The 17306-nt window shown below is 72.6% G+C and carries 14 protein-coding genes; 6 read left to right on the forward strand and 8 right to left on the reverse strand.

Annotated elements, in window-relative coordinates:
• The first annotated feature begins 37 nt into the window (after positions 1-37).
• Positions 38-1438 carry an FAD-binding oxidoreductase gene (locus D2L64_RS16945; RefSeq protein ID WP_119577663.1) on the forward strand — a complete coding sequence of 467 codons (1401 nt, stop codon included), beginning with the start codon at positions 38-40 and terminating at the stop codon, positions 1436-1438.
• A 16-nt stretch (positions 1439-1454) separates the two neighbouring features.
• Here the strand turns inward: D2L64_RS16945 and D2L64_RS16950 are convergent, their stop codons facing one another.
• Together D2L64_RS16950 and D2L64_RS16955 are read right to left on the reverse strand one after the other, a co-directional pair.
• Positions 1455-1973: a hypothetical protein gene (locus tag D2L64_RS16950; RefSeq protein WP_199714584.1), complete on the reverse strand. Its 519-nt coding sequence runs from the start codon at positions 1971-1973 to the stop codon at positions 1455-1457.
• Positions 1974-2058: 85 nt separating this feature from the next.
• Positions 2059-3876 (reverse strand): glycerol-3-phosphate dehydrogenase/oxidase, encoded by a 1818-nt coding sequence (locus D2L64_RS16955; protein ID WP_119577752.1) that lies wholly within the window; start codon positions 3874-3876, stop codon positions 2059-2061.
• Positions 3877-3988: 112 nt separating this feature from the next.
• Between D2L64_RS16955 and D2L64_RS16960 the strand changes: the two genes are divergently transcribed.
• The 4 genes from D2L64_RS16960 to D2L64_RS16975 all read left to right on the forward strand — a co-directional run bounded on the left by D2L64_RS16960 (position 3989) and on the right by D2L64_RS16975 (position 8539).
• On the forward strand, positions 3989-6505 hold the full coding sequence (locus tag D2L64_RS16960) for a S8 family serine peptidase (protein WP_119577667.1): 2517 nt from the start codon (positions 3989-3991) through the stop codon (positions 6503-6505).
• Positions 6506-6636: 131 nt separating this feature from the next.
• Entirely contained in the window at positions 6637-6768 is a 132-nt protein-coding gene (locus D2L64_RS28310; RefSeq protein WP_267898683.1) for a hypothetical protein, read from the forward strand.
• A gap of 460 nt (positions 6769-7228) precedes the next feature.
• On the forward strand, positions 7229-8212 hold the full coding sequence (locus D2L64_RS16970) for a GNAT family N-acetyltransferase (protein ID WP_119577671.1): 984 nt from the start codon (positions 7229-7231) through the stop codon (positions 8210-8212).
• A gap of 84 nt (positions 8213-8296) precedes the next feature.
• Positions 8297-8539 carry a hypothetical protein gene (locus D2L64_RS16975; RefSeq protein ID WP_233558995.1) on the forward strand — a complete coding sequence of 81 codons (243 nt, stop codon included), beginning with the start codon at positions 8297-8299 and terminating at the stop codon, positions 8537-8539.
• A 49-nt stretch (positions 8540-8588) separates the two neighbouring features.
• On the opposite strand, the gene groL is transcribed toward D2L64_RS16975, so the two are convergent.
• The 3 genes from groL to D2L64_RS16990 form a co-directional block, all read right to left on the reverse strand.
• Positions 8589-10211, reverse strand: coding sequence for a chaperonin GroEL (gene groL, locus D2L64_RS16980; RefSeq protein ID WP_119577673.1), 1623 nt, complete (start codon positions 10209-10211; stop codon positions 8589-8591).
• Positions 10212-10485: 274 nt separating this feature from the next.
• Entirely contained in the window at positions 10486-11277 is a 792-nt protein-coding gene (locus D2L64_RS16985; RefSeq protein WP_147376250.1) for a hypothetical protein, read from the reverse strand.
• 479 nt (positions 11278-11756) lie between these two features.
• Positions 11757-11960 carry a cold-shock protein gene (locus D2L64_RS16990; RefSeq protein ID WP_018787966.1) on the reverse strand — a complete coding sequence of 68 codons (204 nt, stop codon included), beginning with the start codon at positions 11958-11960 and terminating at the stop codon, positions 11757-11759.
• 211 nt (positions 11961-12171) lie between these two features.
• Between D2L64_RS16990 and D2L64_RS16995 the strand changes: the two genes are divergently transcribed.
• On the forward strand, positions 12172-12702 hold the full coding sequence (locus D2L64_RS16995; protein ID WP_199714579.1) for a GNAT family N-acetyltransferase: 531 nt from the start codon (positions 12172-12174) through the stop codon (positions 12700-12702).
• 163 nt (positions 12703-12865) lie between these two features.
• Here D2L64_RS16995 and paaN read toward each other — a convergent pair whose 3' ends face one another.
• From paaN to thrC, 3 genes are all read right to left on the reverse strand, one after another.
• The gene (gene paaN, locus D2L64_RS17000) at positions 12866-14539 is read right to left on the reverse strand and encodes a phenylacetic acid degradation protein PaaN (RefSeq protein ID WP_199714580.1); all 1674 of its coding nucleotides are present in this window, start codon (positions 14537-14539) and stop codon (positions 12866-12868) included.
• A gap of 129 nt (positions 14540-14668) precedes the next feature.
• Complete coding sequence (locus D2L64_RS17005) at positions 14669-15688, reverse strand: GNAT family N-acetyltransferase (protein ID WP_119577678.1); 1020 nt, start codon at positions 15686-15688, stop codon at positions 14669-14671.
• Between the two features lie 329 nt (positions 15689-16017).
• A complete protein-coding gene (gene thrC / locus D2L64_RS17010) occupies positions 16018-17304 on the reverse strand; it encodes a threonine synthase (protein ID WP_119577680.1) in 1287 nt (428 codons plus the stop codon).
• Between the last annotated feature and the right edge of the window lie 2 nt (positions 17305-17306).

A 17306-nucleotide genomic window follows, 5' to 3' on the forward strand; every position in this document is an offset into this window, starting at 1 on the left:
TTGATGATCACCGGGGACCGGTCGTAGCCTCGGCGACATGGCCGCCTCCCCGCTCCTCGACGACCTGCGCGCCGCCCTCGGGCCGGACGCGGTGCTCACCGATCCGGACCTGCTTCGCGGACACGAGCGGGACGAGGCCGACCTCTGTGTCTCCGGCACCCCGCTGGTGGTCACCCGGCCACGCAGCACCGAGGAGGTGGCCGCCGTGGTCCGGGCGGCCGGCCGGTACGGCGTACCGGTGGTGCCGCAGGGGGCGCGGACCGGGCTGGCCGGTGCGGCGAACGCGGTCGACGGCGCGGTGGTGCTGAGCACCGTGGCGATGGACGCGATCCTGGAGATCGACCCGGTGAGCCGGATCGCGGTGGTCCAACCCGGCGTGGTGAACGCGGCGCTCAGCGCGGCGGTGGCCGAGCGGGGTCTGTGGTACCCGCCGGACCCGGGCTCCTGGGAGTCGTCCACCATCGGCGGCAACGTGGCCACCAACGCCGGTGGCATGTGCTGCGTGAAGTACGGCGTCACCACCGAGTACGTGCTCGGTCTGGAGGTGGTGCTGGCCTCCGGCGAGGTGCTGCGCACCGGCCGGCGCACCGCCAAGGGCGTGGCCGGTTACGACCTCACCCGACTCTTCGTCGGCTCCGAGGGCACCCTCGGCGTGGTCACCGAGGTGACCGTGGCGCTGCGGCCCGCACCGGCGGCCTCCCTGACCCTGGTCGCCGTGTTCGGCGCCACCGCCGCGGCCGGCGAGGCGGTGGCCCGGATCGCCGCCCAGGGCCTCTCCCCCAGCCTGCTCGAACTGCTCGACCGCACGCACCTGGTGGCGATCGAGGCGTACCGGCCGATGGGCCTGCGGACCGACGCCGAGGCGCTGCTGCTGGCCGCCGCCGACACCGGCCCCCGGGCCGCCGAGGACCTGGCCGAACTGGCCGCCGTCTGCACCGCGGCCGGCGCCGAGGAGGTGTACGCGGCCACCGACGCGGTGGAGGCCGCCGCGCTGTTGCAGGCCCGCCGGCTGGCGCATCCGGCGATGGAGAAGTACGCCGCGGACACCTACCCAGGCGGCAACGGCGGTCTGATCATCGACGATCTGGCGGTGCCCCGGGGCGCGCTGGCCGAGTTGCTCGACGGGGTGGCCCGGATCGCGGCCGAGTGCGCCGTGCCGATCGGCGTGGTCGGTCATGCCGGCGACGGCAACCTGCACCCCAACATCGTGGTGGACCGGAGCGACCCGGCCAGTCTGGCACGCGGCCGGCGGGCCTTCGACGAGATCATGCGGCTCGGCCTGGCGCTCGGCGGCACCTGCACCGGCGAGCACGGCGTCGGCCTGCTCAAGCGGGACTGGCTGGCCCGCGAGATCGGGCCGGTGGGCGTGCGGGTGCACCAGGCGATCAAGGCGGCGCTGGACCCCAGCGGCTTGCTCAATCCCGGCAAGGTGCTGTGAGCCCGGCGCGCCCCAGCTAGGACAGCGTCAGTTCGGCGGGCGTGTTCTGAGTGAGCAGCAGGAGGATCTGCTCGGCCACCGGCGGACGTTCCTCACCCGGGCAGTCCTGCGAGCTGATCAGACCGGCGGTCGTCAGCAGGCTGGAGGTCAGCGCACCGACACAGGTGATCTTGTAGCCACGGGCCTCGTCGGTCTCCTTCGCCAGGGCCGGGTCGGCCAGCAGGCTCTGCAACCGCCCGTGGTTCTCCTCGCTGAGCGACCCGGTCGAGGTGACCCCGTCGCCCGCGCAGTCGACGCACTCCCAGCGCCCGTCCGGCTCCACGTTCAGGGTGCGCAGCGGCCCGTCCGTGCCCTCGTTCTGCAACAGACTGACCCGGTAGCGGGTGGTCGGGGCGGCGCCGGGCCGACCGTCGTCCGATGTGTCCGGCCGGGCCGCCGCTTCGTCCTGCTGGCCGAAGGGGGCGCACCCGTTGAGGGTGACCGCCAACAGGGTGGCAGCGGACAGGGAAGCGAACCGTGACCAGGAAAGCGCCATCACGCGCGGAACTTACCTTACCGTAGGTAGCGCGCGGAACCCGCCGGACGGACATCCATCGGCGCCCAGCTCCGATCTGGACGCCTCACCGCGGGAGCCCGGCGTCGTCGGCGCCCCGGTCCGCGGGGTAGCCGCGCACGTCCGGCGCGCCCAGGCGGGCCGCGTCGGCGGTGGCGTCGTCCGGCATCAGCTGGGACTGCCGCTCGGCCTCGACGCGGGCCTGGTAATGGGTCACCTCGCGGGCCCGCCGGGCAGCGTCCCAGCCGAGCACCGCACCCATCAGCTCGGCCGTGTGCTCGGCCGACTCCAGGCCGCGGTGGGTGGTCTCGAACGAGATCCGGGTACGGCGGGTGAGCACGTCCTCCAGGTGCAACGCCCCCTCGGCCCGGGCCGCGTACGTCACCTCGGCGGCAAGGTACTCGGGCGCCCCGGCCAGCGGGGAGGCCAGCAGCGGGTCGGCGTCGATCAGGGCGAGCAGGTCCAGGGTCAGGCTGCCGTACCGCTCCAGCAGGTGCTCCACCACGCCGACCGGCAACCCGTGCCGGCGGGCCAGATCGGCCCGGTCCCGCCACATCGCCGCGTACCCGTCCGCGCCGAGCAGCGGCAGGTCGGCCGTGCGCGACGGCCGCTGCCCACCGAGCCGACGCACCGCCCGGTCGACCACGTCGGCCGCCATCACCCGGTACGTCGTGTACTTGCCGCCGGCCACCAGCAGCAGGCCGAGCATCGGCTCGATGACCGCGTGTTCCCGGGACAGCTTGGAGGTGGAGTCCGCCTCGCCGGCCAGCAGCGGGCGCAGCCCGGCGTAGACGCCCTCGATGTCGGCGGTGGTCAGCGGCCGGTCCAGCACCGCGTTGACCTGCCGGAGCAGGTAGTCGATGTCGCTGGCCGAGGCGGCCGGGTGGGAGCGGTCCAGCCGCCAGTCGGTGTCGGTGGTGCCGATGATCCAGTGCCCGCCCCACGGGATGACGAACAGCACGCTGGTCGCCGTACGCAGGATCAGTCCGGTGTCGCCGGTGATCGCCGAGCGGGGCACCACCAGGTGCACGCCCTTGGATGCGCGCACCCGGATGCCGGGGCGCAGGCCGACGTCGTCGAGCATCCGGGACATGTCGTCGGTCCACACGCCGGTGGCGGCGATCACCGTCCGGGCGTGCACCTCGAACTCGGCGTCCGGTGAGCCGGTCGGCGCCTCAAGGTCGCGGATCCGGACCCCGGTGACCTCCCGGGCCTGCCGGATCAACCCGACCGCCCGGGCACTGCTCACCACGGTCGCCCCCAGGCTGGCGGCGGTACGGGCCAGGGTGACCACCAGACGGGCGTCGTCGACCTGCCCGTCGTAGTAACGGATCGCGCCGGCCAGCCCGTCGGCCCGCAGGCTCGGGAAGATCCGCCGAGTGCCCTCCCGGGTCAGGTGCCGGTGCAGCGGCATCCCCCGGCCACCGCCGAAGACCCCGGCGAAGGCGTCGTACGCGGCCACCCCGGCGCCGTAGTAGGCCCGGCGCAGGATCCGGGCGGGCAGGTCGCGGACGCCCCGACCGGCCGGCAGTGGCACCAGGAACGGCACCGGGCGCACCAGGTGCGGCGCCAACCGGGTGGCGAGCAGCCCCCGCTCGGTGAGCGCCTCGTGCACCAGGTTGAACTCCAACTGTTCCAGGTAGCGCAGGCCGCCGTGGATCAGCTTGCTGGACCGGCTGGAGGTACCGGCCGCGAGGTCACGCGCCTCCACCAGAGCCACCTTCAGCCCTCGGGAGGCGGCGTCGACGGCAGCACCGGCACCGGTCACGCCGCCACCGATGACCAGCACGTCGAACCGTTCGGCCCGCAGCCGACGCAGATCGCTGGTACGGCGGTCGGGGGAGAGTTGCCCGGCCACGGATCGGAGGACGTGTGGATCGCGCACAGGTCCACCGTAGCCCCACCGGCACTGGAGGACACCGGCCCCGCCGGCCGTGATCCGGCCCACGATCGCCGGGAGTCCGACCCACCGGTGACCCGCGTCGTACTGTGTCCGGATGCAGGCGCCGTACTCCACGACCGGCAGTACCGGCAGCCCCTGGGCGATCGTCTCGGCGGTGCTGGTGGGCTGCGGGGCCACCGCCGTAGCGGTGGTGTCGCAGACCGGCGGGTGGCTGGTCGACCAGGTGCTGCTGGTCGGCGGGCTGGACCGGCTGGTGCCGTTCTGGCCGCTGGCCAGCCTGATCACCGCACTGGTGATCGGCACGGCCACCCTGCCCCTGGCGCTGCTGCCCCGGTCCCGGGCGGTCCGGACCGCCGGTCGGGCCTGGCTGGCCGGCGCGCTCACCCTGGGCGTACTCGGGATGCTGCGCGCGCTGCCGCCGGTGCACCACGAGCTCTACCTCGGCGCGCTGGCCGCCACGGCCGCGGTGCTCGCCTGGCTCTCGGCCCGGTTGTCGCACCGCCTGGCCGGCGTCGCCAGGTCCACCGATTGGGCGACGCCCGAGGTGGCACCGCCGCCCCCGGTCCGGGAAGTGCCCGAGGTGGCACCGCCACCCCCGGTCCGGGAAGTGCCCGAGGTGGCACCGCCACCCGCCGCCGGGCCGTCGGTGGTCACCCTGCTCGCCGCGACCGCCGGGCTGGCCCTGCTGCTGCCCTGGGTCTGGCTCGGCGCGCTCGGCGGGCTGCTGGAGACCGTCCTCGCCGGGCTGACGGCGGTGGCCGTCGGCGCACTGGCCGGGGCGTTGCTCGACGTCCGATTCTGGGGCACCGTCGCCGGTGGCGAGCCGGTCCGACCGGCCCGACTGGTACTGCTCGGCGGCCTCGTCGCCGGGCTGGTGCTGCTGCTGGTCGGTGCCGGTGTCGGCCAGTCCGGCACCCAACTGCCGCTGCTGGTGGCGCTGCCGCCGGTGGGCTTCGCGCTGGCCGCGCTGCGGGTGCTGAGCCGCCGGCACCCGCGGACCACCGGCCGCACCTCGACCGCCTGGCTGGTCGGGCTCACCGTGTTCGGCCCGCTGGCGTTCACCGACCCGGAGGAGATCAGCCTGCTGCTGATCGGCTCCCGGGACGTACCGTTCTGGGTGGCGGTGGCCGCCGGTGCCGGGCTCGTCGTGGCCCTGCTGCTGGCCATCGCGTACGGGCTGCTGCTGGCCCGTCCGACGGCCCGGGCGCCCCGCCGCGCGGTGGCCGCGGCGACCACGCTGGTCCTGCTGGTCACGGTCGGCGCGGTCGGCGTCGGTGCCGGCCAGCCCGGCCTGCACGGCGAACGGCTCTTCGTGGTGTTGCGAGCCCAGGCCGACCTCGCCGGCCTGCCCACCGGGGTGGGCAAGGCGGGTCGGGACGACCGGGCCGAGGAGGTGTACCGCCGGCTGGTCGACACCGCCGAGCGGACCCAGGCCGACCTGCGTCGCGAACTGCGCCGGCTGCGCCTGGCCCACACGCCGTACTACCTGGTCAACGGGATCGAGGTGGACGGCGGCCCGGTGGTCCGGGCCTGGCTGTCCAGCCGGCCCGAGGTGGCCCGGGTGCTGATCAGCCAGCGACTTCGCCCGCTGCCGGCACCGGCCGAACCGTCCCGGGGCCGGTCGGCGGCGCCGGTTGGTCCGCCCTGGAACATCACGATGATCGGCGCCGACCGGGTCTGGTCCGCGCTGCGGGTGACCGGGGCCGGGGTGACCGTGGGCAGTTCCGATTCCGGGGTGGACGGGCGGCATCCGGCCCTGGCCGAGGGTTACCGGGGTGGGGACGACTCCTGGTACGACCCGTGGAACGGCACCCGGACGCCCACCGACCGCAGCGGGCACGGCACCCACACGACGGGCAGCGCGGTCGGCCGCGGCGGTATCGGTGTGGCACCGGGCGCGGACTGGGTGGGCTGTGTCAACCTCGACCGCAACCTCGGCAACCCGGCGTCCTACCTCGACTGTCTCCAGTTCATGCTGGCGCCCTTCCCGCCCGGCGGCGACCCGTTCGACGACGGGCGGCCGGGCCGGGCCCCGGAGATCCTGACCAACTCGTGGGGCTGTCCACCGATCGAGGGTTGCGATCCGCGGACCCTGCGGTCGGCCACGGACGCCCTGGAGGCGGCCGGGATCCTCGTCGTGGCGGCGGCCGGCAACACCGGGCCGTTCTGCGGTTCGGTGCAGGATCCGCCCGCGCGGTACCCGGATGTGCTCACCGTCGGTGCGGTGGACCGGCAGCGCCGGGTCACCGACTTCTCCTCCCGTGGCCCGGTCCCCGGCGGGCTGGTCAAACCGGATCTGGTGGCACCCGGCGCGGACGTCGTCTCGGCGATGCCCGGCGGCGGATACGCGGCGCTCGACGGCACCTCGATGGCCACGCCGCAGGTCGCGGGCGTGGTGGCGCTGATGTGGTCGGCCAACCCGGACCTCGTCGGTGACCTGGACCAGACCCGGCGACTGCTGCGCGCCACGACCACCGCGGTTCCCACCGGCTCGGGCTCCGGTTCCGGCTCGGGCTCCGGTGCCCAGGGCGGCGACTGCGGCGATGCGGGCAACGTGGCCGGCGCCGGGCTGGTCGACGCGTACGCCGCCGTCCGCGCCGCCCAAGGTTGACGTTCACACAACGTGACACATCTTCGCCATGAGGTAAACAAAGTGGCTTTGAGCTGCTATCTTGCGGCGTCATGCACGGTCATTCACCCGGGGTCGTCCCACTCCCGGCATCGACGGCTCGGTGGCGCGGCATGGCGCTGTTGATCCTGTTGGGCGTGCCGGCGCTCCTCGTCGCCCTGTGCTGCGGCGTCATCCAGGTGGTCACCAAGTCCGCCATCGACGACCCACTGGACGGCCGGGGCGGCATCAGCGCCCCACCGTGACCGGCTGACGCAGCGGTCACGGTACGACCGATCCCGTCGGTCAGCACGCGGCCGACCGCGACGGCCGAGTAGGGCCGTAGCAGCGGTCGGGATGCGATTCCGCTGCCGGCCCTGTCGAGCTGCACCGTTCGTGCTCTCACGCACCACCACCCACCCACCCGCCCGCCAGCCAGCCCGCCCGCCGCACTTCCCTGCCCTCGCGCCCCCGCCCACTCCCCTTCCACCACCGTCCCGCCCCCGCCCACTCCCCTTCCACCGCCGTCCCGACCCCGCCCACTCCCCTTCCACCACCGTCCCGCCCCCGCCCGCTCCCCTTCCACTGCGATCCGTTCACGCCATCAGCTCGACAGGATCGCCACCTCACACCGCGACGCTGCCCACCAGTCGGCACGCAGCCGGTACGAAGCTGGCGACACCACCGCTCAACAGGCACCCGACCCCTCATCTAGGGTCGGCGTTCATGGACGCCGAGATCACCGCCGCCAGGGTCGCCGCCACCGACGTCACCGCCGCCGAGGTCGCCGTGGCCGAGTTGGCCGCCGAGCGGGTGCCCGAGGTGGTGCGGCTCTGCCGCCGCGCACTCGACCTGCCCGAGGACGCGGCCGAGGCCGAAGCCCTCGTGGACACACTCTGGGTACGGGCGAGCGCGGACCGGGCGGTTCGGGTGTTCGGCGCGTACCGGGCCGGCGAGTTGGTGGGGGTGCTGATCGGGTCGCGTTCCGCCGGCCAGGGGCGTACCGGGCACGTGGATCTGGTGGCGGTGGACCCGGCGTGGCGGCGGCAGGGCATCGGGCGTGCCCTGCTCACACGGGTCGAGCGGGCGCTGGCCGAACTCGGCGCGGCCGAGGTGCTGCTCGCCGGCAACCCGCCGTACTATGCCTGGCCAGGAGTGGACGTCCGGTACACGCCAGCGATCTGTCTCGCCGTCGCCCTCGGCTACCGCCAGGAGAGCACCGCCTGGAACATGACCGCCGACCTGTCGTACGACGCGTCGCCCGCGCTGCGGTCCACGGAGGCCGCGGAGGCGCGACTCGCCGGACAGGGGGTGACCGTGCGTCGGGCCGAGCCGGCCGATCTGCCGGCGCTCGCCGAGTTCGCCCGGGCCAACTTCGGCGGCGCCTGGGATGCCGAACTGGCCGGTTCTCTCGGCCGCCCGGGTGCCGGCTGCCACCTGGCCGAACGCGACGGCGAACCACTCGGGTTCGCCGCCTACGGTTCGTCCCGGCCGAGCTGGTTCGGGCCGATGGGCACCGCACCCGCGGCCGCCGGATCGGGGATCGGCGGCGTCCTGCTGCGGCGCTGCCTACGCGACCAGCGAGCCGCCGGAATCGACGTCGCGCAGATCGGCTGGGTCGGTCCGGTGCCGTTCTACTCGCGCAGCGCGGGCGCCCGGATCGAACGCGTCTTCTTCCTGTACCGCCGGAAGCTAGACACGACAGAATAGCGCGAATAGGACATGGGCTCCGATAATGCCGTTCACCCGCCCGGGTCATCGACGCCCCTTACCGTTTCGGTAGAGGAGGCCGTCATGACCACGGAAGACGATCAGACCCAGGACGTTCCGCCCGTCATCTGGGCCCCGGTCCACGAACTCCCGGGCCAGTTGCCGATCGACCGGCTCGACTACGGCGACGCCGAGCAGCTGGTGGAGATGGCCGGCTGCGCCGAACCGCCGGAGGAACCGCTCATCCTGGTGGACGAGCCCGTCTCCCACCGGCCACCGTACGACCGCGCGCAGAAGCGACGCAACCAGCGTCCACTGCCCAGATAGCAAAAGGCGGGCCGCTGACGCGGCCCGCCTTCCGTGCTTGGAGCTGGACTCAGAAGTCCATCTCTCCGCCGCCCGGGCCAGCCGGGGCGGCCGGGGTCTTCTCCGGCTTGTCCGCCACCACAGCCTCGGTGGTGAGGAACAGCGCGGCGATCGACGAGGCGTTCTGCAGCGCCGACCGGGTCACCTTGGCCGGGTCGATGATGCCGGCGGCCAGCAGGTCCACGTACTCGCCGGTCGCGGCGTTGAGGCCGTGACCCGGGTCGAGGTTGCGGACCCGCTCGACGACGACGCCACCCTCGAGGCCGGCGTTGACGGCGATCTGCCGCAGCGGGGCGTCCAGCGCGATCTTGACGATCTGCGCGCCGGTCGCCTCGTCACCGGCCAGGTCGAGCTTGTCGAAGGCGGTCTTGCCGGCCTGCACCAGCGCGACACCACCACCCGGGACGATGCCCTCCTCGACGGCGGCCTTGGCGTTGCGCACCGCGTCCTCGATGCGGTGCTTGCGCTCCTTCAGCTCGACCTCGGTGGCCGCGCCGACCTTGATCACCGCAACACCGCCGGCCAGCTTGGCCAGGCGCTCCTGCAGCTTCTCCCGGTCGTAGTCGGAGTCGCTCTTGTCGATCTCGGCCCGGATCTGGTTGACCCGACCCTGGATCTGCTCGGCGTCGCCGGCACCGTCGACGATGGTGGTCTCGTCCTTGGTCACCACGACCTTGCGGGCACGACCCAGCATGTCGAGGCCGACGGCGTCCAGCTTGAGGCCGACCTCCTCGCTGATGACCTGGCCACCGGTGAGGATGGCGATGTCGGTCAGCATGGCCTTGCGGCGGTCACCGAAGCCCGGCGCCTTGACGGCGACCGACTTGAAGGTGCCCCGGACCTTGTTGACCACCAGGGTGGCCAGGGCCTCGCCCTCCAGGTCCTCGGCGATGATCAGCAGCGGCTTGCCGCCCTGCATGACCTTCTCCAGGATCGGAAGGAGGTCCTTGACCGACGAGATCTTGCTGTTCGCGATCAGGATGTACGGGTCGTCGAAGACGGCCTCCATACGCTCCGGGTCGGTCATGAAGTAGGCCGAGATGTAGCCCTTGTCGAAGCGCATGCCCTCGGTGAGCTCAAGCTCCAGACCGAAGGTGTTGCTCTCCTCGACGGTGATGACGCCTTCCTTGCCGACCTTGTCCATCGCCTCGGCGATGATCTCGCCGACGGTGTTGTCACCGGCGGAGATGGAGGCGGTGGAGGCGATCTGCTCCTTGGTCTCGACGTCCTTGGCGAGCTTCAGCAGCTCCTCCGAGACGTTCGCGACAGCGGCCTCGATGCCCCGCTTGAGGGCCATCGGGTTGGCGCCGGCGGCCACGTTGCGCAGACCCTCGCGAACGAGAGCCTGGGCCAGGACGGTCGCCGTCGTCGTGCCGTCACCGGCCACGTCGTCGGTCTTCTTGGCGACCTCCTTGACCAGCTCGGCGCCGATCTTCTCGTACGGGTCCTCGAGCTCGATCTCCTTGGCGATGCTCACACCATCGTTGGTGATGGTGGGGGCACCCCACTTCTTCTCGAGCACGACGTTGCGGCCCTTGGGGCCGAGGGTCACCTTCACGGCGTCGGCGAGCTGGTTCATGCCCCGCTCGAGGCCGCGGCGCGCCTCTTCGTCGAACGCGATCATCTTGGCCATACGGCGTTGTCCTCCTGGACACTCACGGGCCACCCGAGTGTGTGCCCCGGATGGGCCGTCTGGTGTACGCACCTTGGGACGTCGCCACCTGGCGACGGCGACGTCTCCTCGGCCGGGCCGGATAGCCCGCGACGACCGGTCACGTGCCTCACCCGCGGTTATGCCGCGAGCGCGGCCGTGACCCCACCGTCCCGACCATTGGCACTCACGCCATGCGAGTGCCAATGACTTGTTTAGCACTCTCCCCTGCCGAGTGCAAGCACGATGCGGCGGCTCAGCCGAGTTCGGCGGCTAGTCGCCCGCTGTTCACCGGCCCCTCGTGGGCCCGCTGCTCCGCGTACGTGGTGACCAGTCCGACCAGCTGGGCGAGGTGCGCCGGCAGCGTCAACAGCGCCGCCACGGCGATCACCAGAATCACGCCGACGGCCGTACCCGGGTCCTCCAGCGGCGTGGCGCCGAACGGCAGCCGCGCCGCCGACTCCACGATCGCGGCGACGAACGAGAAGCCGAGTACGGCCAGCAGCGTCAGCGCCACCCGACCGAGCAGCAACCCCAGCCGCTCGCGCAACATCCGGTGCGACCGGCCGATCGGGTCCCGCCGCTCGAACAGGTAGACCGGACCGGCCATGGCCAGCGCGAACCCGGCGTAGACACCGGGCAGGAAGCAGAGGCAGAACCCGACCGCCAGGATCACCGTGAAGATCAGCATCCAGCCCCAGAGGCCGAGCGCCCGACGCAGACCGTAACGGAGGGCGGCGCCGAACCCGACTGGTTCACCGGCCGCCTGCCGGGCAATCACCCAGGTCCCCGCAGCCCATCCGAGGCACTGCACCAGGCCGAAGACGAGGCTTCCACCGACCAGCGCGCCGATCATCGTGGCCGCGTCGGCCCAGAACCCGGCGGGCAGGGCCGCCGGGTCCGCGGCCATCTCGGCCTCCCAGCGGCCGGTGGGGTCGATGGCCAGCGCGAGCACCGAGAGCGCCGCCGCTGGCAGCACCTGGGTGAGTACGAGGATCGGCAGCAGCAACTGCCAGCCCCGCCGAACCGCGCCCAGGCAACGCGTCAACCAGCTGCCGAGACCCGCACCCGGCGGGGTGACCAGGGCGTCGCCCGGATCGAGCTGGTGCCCGGTCGGCCCATACCAGCCCTGGTAGGGCTGCCCGGGGTAGGGCGCCGGCCAACCCGCCTGCCCGGGGTAGGGCGCCGGCCAACCCGCCTGCCCGGGATGGGGGGCCGGCCAACCCGCCTGCCCGGGATAGGGCGCCGGCCAACCCGGCTGCCCGGGATGGGGCGCCGGCTGCCCGGGATGGCTGGGCGGAGCGGCGGGCCAGCCCGGCTGGCCGTGGGGTGGGACGGCGGACGGGTCCGACCCGCCGGATGACGGCGGTGGACCTACCGGGGGTGGCTGGTCGGACATGAACCCTCCTCAGCGACGGCTGATCGGCTCATGATCTTCCCTTGTGAGGCGTCCGCACCGCAGCCCCCTCCGGCCGCGAGCACGCCACCCTTACCGACGATCGGTCGACGGGGTGGGCGCGAATGCACTCAGGCGATGAGGCGTACCCGCTCGGCCTGCGGCCCCTTCTGGCCCTGCGCGATCTCGAACTCCACCCGCTGGCCGTCGTCCAGCGCCTTGTAGCCGTCCATCTCGATCGCGGAGAAGTGAACGAACACGTCCTGCCCGCCGTCGACGGCGATGAAGCCGTAGCCCTTCTCGGCGTTGAACCACTTCACGGTGCCCTGTGCCACGGTGTCTTCCTCACTCTGCGCGGCGTTCCACTACCCGAACCGACGGCAGGCCGACGGCCCGAAAGCCACCGCGCGCAACGGTCGACGACGACCGCCGAACAGGGTGACCGAAATCGCACGGTACACGAGCGGTGACGGCGGCGCACGACCACAAATCGGGCATATTCCGGCCGGGCGCATCGTCGTACGTCATTGTGATAGTTATGCGGTCATGACCAGCGCCATGCTCGAAACGGGTCGCCTGGCGGCCGAGGTGCGACGGGTCCGGCCCACCGACACCGGCCGGATGCGGGCGCTGCGGCTGGAGATGCTCGCCGACGCCCCGCTGGCCTTCCTGGAGACGGTCGCCGAGGCCGCCGCCCGACCACACGCCGAGTACGCGGCCCGAATCGCCCAGGTCTCCGCCGGCCCGGCCAGCGCGCAGTTCGTGGCGGACCCGGGCGGTCGGCTGGTCGGGCACGCGGGCGGCGTGGCCCACCCCACCGAGCCCGGGCTCACCGTGCTCTACGCGATCTACGTGACCCCCACCCGACGCGGCAGCGGCCTGCTCGCCGAGTTGGTCGACGCGGTTGCCGCCTGGTCGCGGTCCGTCGGGCGGGACGAGCTGATGCTCGAAGTGGTGGTGGGCAACGACCGGGCGTACCGGGCCTACCAGCGGCTCGGCTTCGCCGACACCGGCGTACGCGTCCCGCACCCCACCGTCCCCGCCCTCCGCGAACTCCAGATGCGCCGCCCCGCATAGCCGGGGCCGGTTCCGGGCAGCCCGCCACATGAACCGGAACCGCCGTACGGCCGGATCTGACCCACGGCGGTCGAAGCCGCCAGTTCCGGCCGGCGAACGACCCGGAAGGGTTCCGGGACAGCCCCGGAACCCCCACCGCGCCCCCGGAACCCCACCACGACCACTACACGTGCCGACGGCTCTGCACGATCCGGAACCGGTTGGCCACGTACGCCCCGTCGGTCAACGCCGCGTTCGCCGCCGCGTTGGCCCCGCTGCCGTGGAAGTCGGAGAAGGCCGCCGACTGGTTCACGAAGACCCCGCCGGTGAGGTTGCTGGACAGGTGCACCCCGACCTCGATGGCGGCGGTCTCGGTGGCCGCCAGCACCGCCTCGTCGGTGGAGTAGACCCCGGCGGTCAACGCGCCCTTCTCTCCCACGGTGGCCCGCATGATCTCCAGGCTGTGCGCCGTGGAGTCGGTGGCGATGGCGAAGGAAATCGGCCCGAACCACTCCCGCGCGTAGGTCGCGGTGTCACCCGCGTCCAGCTTGACGACGGTCGGCGTACGCACGACGGCGCCGGGGAAGGCCGGGTGCTCGACGGTACGGGACTCCAGAACCGGCTCGCCGACCTTGGTGACCTCGTCGAGCCGGTCCAGTACGCCGTCGTTGACGATCGCACCGATCAGCTCGACGCTGCGGGCCGGGTCGGCGGTCAGTTTGCCGACGGCGGCGGCGATGCCGGCCGCCACCTCGTCGAAGCTCTTGTGACCCTGGTCGGTGTCGATGCCGTCGCGCGGGATCAGGATGTTCTGCGAGGTGGTGCACATCTGGCCGCTGTAGAGGCTGAGCGTGAAGCCCAGGTTGCGGCACATCCCGGCGAAGTCGTCGGTGGAGTCGATCACCACCGGGTTGAGGCCGGCCTTCTCCGTGTAGACGGTCGCCTGCCGGGCGTTGGCCTCCAGCCAGTCGCCGTACTCGGTGGAGCCGGTGAAGTCGACGATCTTGATGCCGGGGTGCAGGGCCAGCGTGCTGGCCAGCTTCTCGTCGGCGGCCTCCGGGGCGAGCAGCACCAGGTTCGGGTCGAAGCCGGCCTCGGTGAGCACCTCGCGGGCGTACCGCACGGTGATGGCCAGCGGCAGCACGGCGCCCGGGTGCGGCTTGACCACCACCGGGTTGCCGGTGACCAGGGAGGCGAACAGACCCGGGTACGAGTTCCAGGTCGGGAAGGTGTTGCAGCCGACCACCAGGGCGACGCCCCGGGGCACCACGTGGAACGTCTTGGTCATCCGCAGCGGGTCGCCCTTGCCGGCGGGCTTCTCCCAGCCGGCGGTGCCCGGGTGCCGGGTCATCTCCGCGTACCCGTAGGCGACCGCCTCCAGGGCCCGGTCGAGGGCGTGCGCGCCGCCGGCCTGGAACGCCATCACGAAGGCCTGGCCGCTGGTGAACTGCACCGCGTTGGCCAGCTCGAAGACGTGCTTGTGCAGCCGGTCCAGGATCTCCAGGCAGACCCCCGCGCGGGTCTGCGGGCCGGCGTCACGCCAGGCCGGCAACGCGGCGGACGCGGCGGCGACCAACTGGTCGGCGGTGGCGTGCGGGTAGGTCACGTTCAGCTCGACGCCGAACGGGCTGCGCTCGGTGGCGATCCACTGGCCGTCGGTCGGCTGGTCGAGCGGGAAGTTCCCGCCCAGGTACGCCTCGAAGGCGGCCTTGCCGTCGGCCGCCGCGGTCTCGCCGTACACCCGAGGGCTCGGTGATTCCGGGTAGGCGGACCAGTACCCCCGCTCCGTGATCGCGGTCAGCGCGCGGTTGAGGGTGTCGGCGTGCCTGTCGTAGTGGGGGTGCGGGGTGTCCGTCATGCCCGCCATCATGCAACAGGAAGCCCCGCGATCAGTAGGGGCGTGTCACAACTCAGATCGCCGACCGCCGGTCCGTCCAGACTTCACCCACCTGGAATCCGAGCTGCCCGTTGCCCGTTCTCTCGTCCGTCACAGCTCCAGTTGCCAGTTGCCCCACCGGTCCCGCGCCCGGAAACCGAGCTGCTCGTTGATGGCGATCATGTGGTTGTTGCTCGCCGCGTTGAAGGTGTCGATCGCGCGTACGGCGGGTTCGTGGGCGAGCAGGTGACGCAGATTCTCGATCTTGGCGAGCAGGCCGAGGCGGCGCCCGCGGTGGTCGGGGTCGACGATGGTGATCTGCTGGAAGGCGTGCCAGTCGGCGGACGCGCCGACGTCCAGCAGGGTCCAGGCGACCAGCCGGCCGGACGCCTGGTGGCGTACCCCGGCGTGGTAGCGCCGCTTGCCGCGCGCCGCCAACGCCAGTTCGGCACCGCGTACCCGCTCGGCGTCGACCTGCTCCGGTTCCCAGTCGAGGTCGCCCATCGGCGCGTCAACCACCAGCCGGCCGTCCAGGTACGCCACGTCGGCGACGAACTCGTCCGGCGTGGCGCCCCGCCAGAACACCACCTCGTACCCGGCCGCCCGGGCGCGGGCCTCGGCCAGCAGCGAGTCGAGTCGCCGCTGGTCGAGTCCGGTGGTGTCCAGTCGCCGCCGCACGTCGACCAGCGCGTTGGCCGCACCGGTGGCGGCCGCGAACGCCGTGGCGGGCGACGGGCGGTCCGGCTCGCCGGGCAGATGCTCCGGGCCCATCGCGGTCACCCGTTTACGCCCGCGTTCGCGCAGCGCGACGCGGCCGTGTTCGAACAGCGCCCGCCCGACGCTCCGACGCCGGTACCCGGGATGGACGACCAGGTCGGCGGAGGCGTTCTCGGCGTTGTCGAGCTGCGGCAGGTCCAGCAGGAGATAACCGGCCGGCACGCCGTCGAGGTGGGCCAGCAGGGCGACCGGTTCGTGGCCGGGCATCGGCTGGCGGAACACCGCCCGGAAGCGCCGCCCGCAGAACGGCGGGTAGTCGGGCAGGTCGGCGGCGACCCAGGCGGCGCCGACCTGGTACGCCTGCTCGATGGCCGCCTCGTCGGCGGCGCCGAAGGGGGTGATGGTGACGGTCATGCCCGCAGCGTGCGGCACGAACAGGCGAGCGGGCCAGCGATTTTCTCGCTGGCCCGCTCGGACGCTTGGTCGGGAGGGTCGATCGCACAACGCCTCCGGCGTTGGGTCGTACAGACTGAAAGTCTACGGCGAAACGCCCTCCCGCACGGAGCATCTTCCGCTGCCCGGTTCCCGCCGTCAAGTCACCGGGCGCGTGTTTTCGACATTTTCCAGGAAACGCCCGGCCCACCGTTCCACCGCGATGGCACTTGATCCATTCCGGCCCGGACACCGCCGTTCCACCGGACCGTTCCCGATCCGCGCCACCGGGGCTGCGTCGGCGGCGCAGGTCAGCCGAGCAGACCGGCGTCGCGGGCGGCCCGCAGCGACGGCTTGATCCGGTGGGTCGGCCCCACCTGGCCGGCCACCGCGTCGAGCGTCTTGAGCCCCTCGCCGGTGTTGAACACCACCGTCTCGGCGCTCGGGTCGAGCCGGCCGGACTCGACCAGCTTGCGCAGCACCGCCACGGTCACCCCGCCGGCCGTCTCGGCGAACACCCCGGTGGTACGCGCCAGCAGCCGCACCCCGGCCCGGATCTCGTCGTCGTCGACGTACTCCATCCAACCGCCGGTACGGCGCACCGCCTCCAGCGCGTAGAGGCCGGCGGCGGGGTCGCCGATGTTCAACGACTTCGCGATCCCGGTGGGCTTGACCGGGGTGATGGTGTCGGTCCCCGCGTGCAGGGCGGTGGCGATCGGGTTGCAGCCGGCCGACTGGGCGCCGAACACCTTCCAGCCGCCGGCCGGCGCCTCGACCAGCCCGATCTCGACCAACTCGCTGAACGCCTTGTCAATCTTGGTGAGCAGCTCACCGGAGGCCATCGGGATGACCACCTGGGCGGGGATCCGCCAGCCGAGCTGCTCGGCGACCTCGTAGCCGAGCGTCTTGGAACCCTCCGCGTAGTACGGCCGCACATTGACGTTGACGAACGCGGTGTCCTCGAACTCGTCGGTCTCCACCAGTTCGCCACAGAGCCGGTTCACGTCGTCGTACGAGCCGTCGATGGCGACCAGTTCGCCGCCGTAGACGGCCGTGGTCACCACCTTGCCCTGCTCCAGGTCGCTGGGGATGAAGACCACCGAGGGCGCGCCCACCCGGGCCGCGTGGGCGGCCACCGAGTTGGCCAGGTTCCCGGTGGAGGCGCAGGCGAACCGGGAGAAGCCGAGCGACCGGGCGGCGGTCAGCGCCACCGACACCACCCGGTCCTTGAACGAGTGGGTGGGGTTGGCGCTGTCGTCCTTGACCCAGAGCGCGGCGGTGATGCCCAGTTCGGCGGCGAGCCGGTCGGCGGCCACCAGCGGGGTGAACCCGGGATCCAGGGTGACCCGGGTGGCCGGGTCCTGTCCCGCGGGCAACAGGGCGGCGTACCGCCAGAGGTTGCGCGGACCGGCCTCGATCTGCTCCCGGGTGACCGCGGCCAGGGCGGCCGGGTCGTAGTCGACCTCCAGCGGGCCGAAACACTCGTAACAGGCGTGCTGGGCGGCGAGCGGGTAGCGGGCCGAACAGGCGCGGCAGACCAGGGCGCGGGCTGGACTGGCGGCGGTGTCGATTCCGGACGGGGCGAGCGTCGACGTCATGT

Origin of the sequence: Micromonospora radicis, assembly GCF_003583405.1 — a bacterium.
GTDB classification, from domain to species: Bacteria; Actinomycetota; Actinomycetes; order Mycobacteriales; family Micromonosporaceae; genus Micromonospora; species Micromonospora radicis.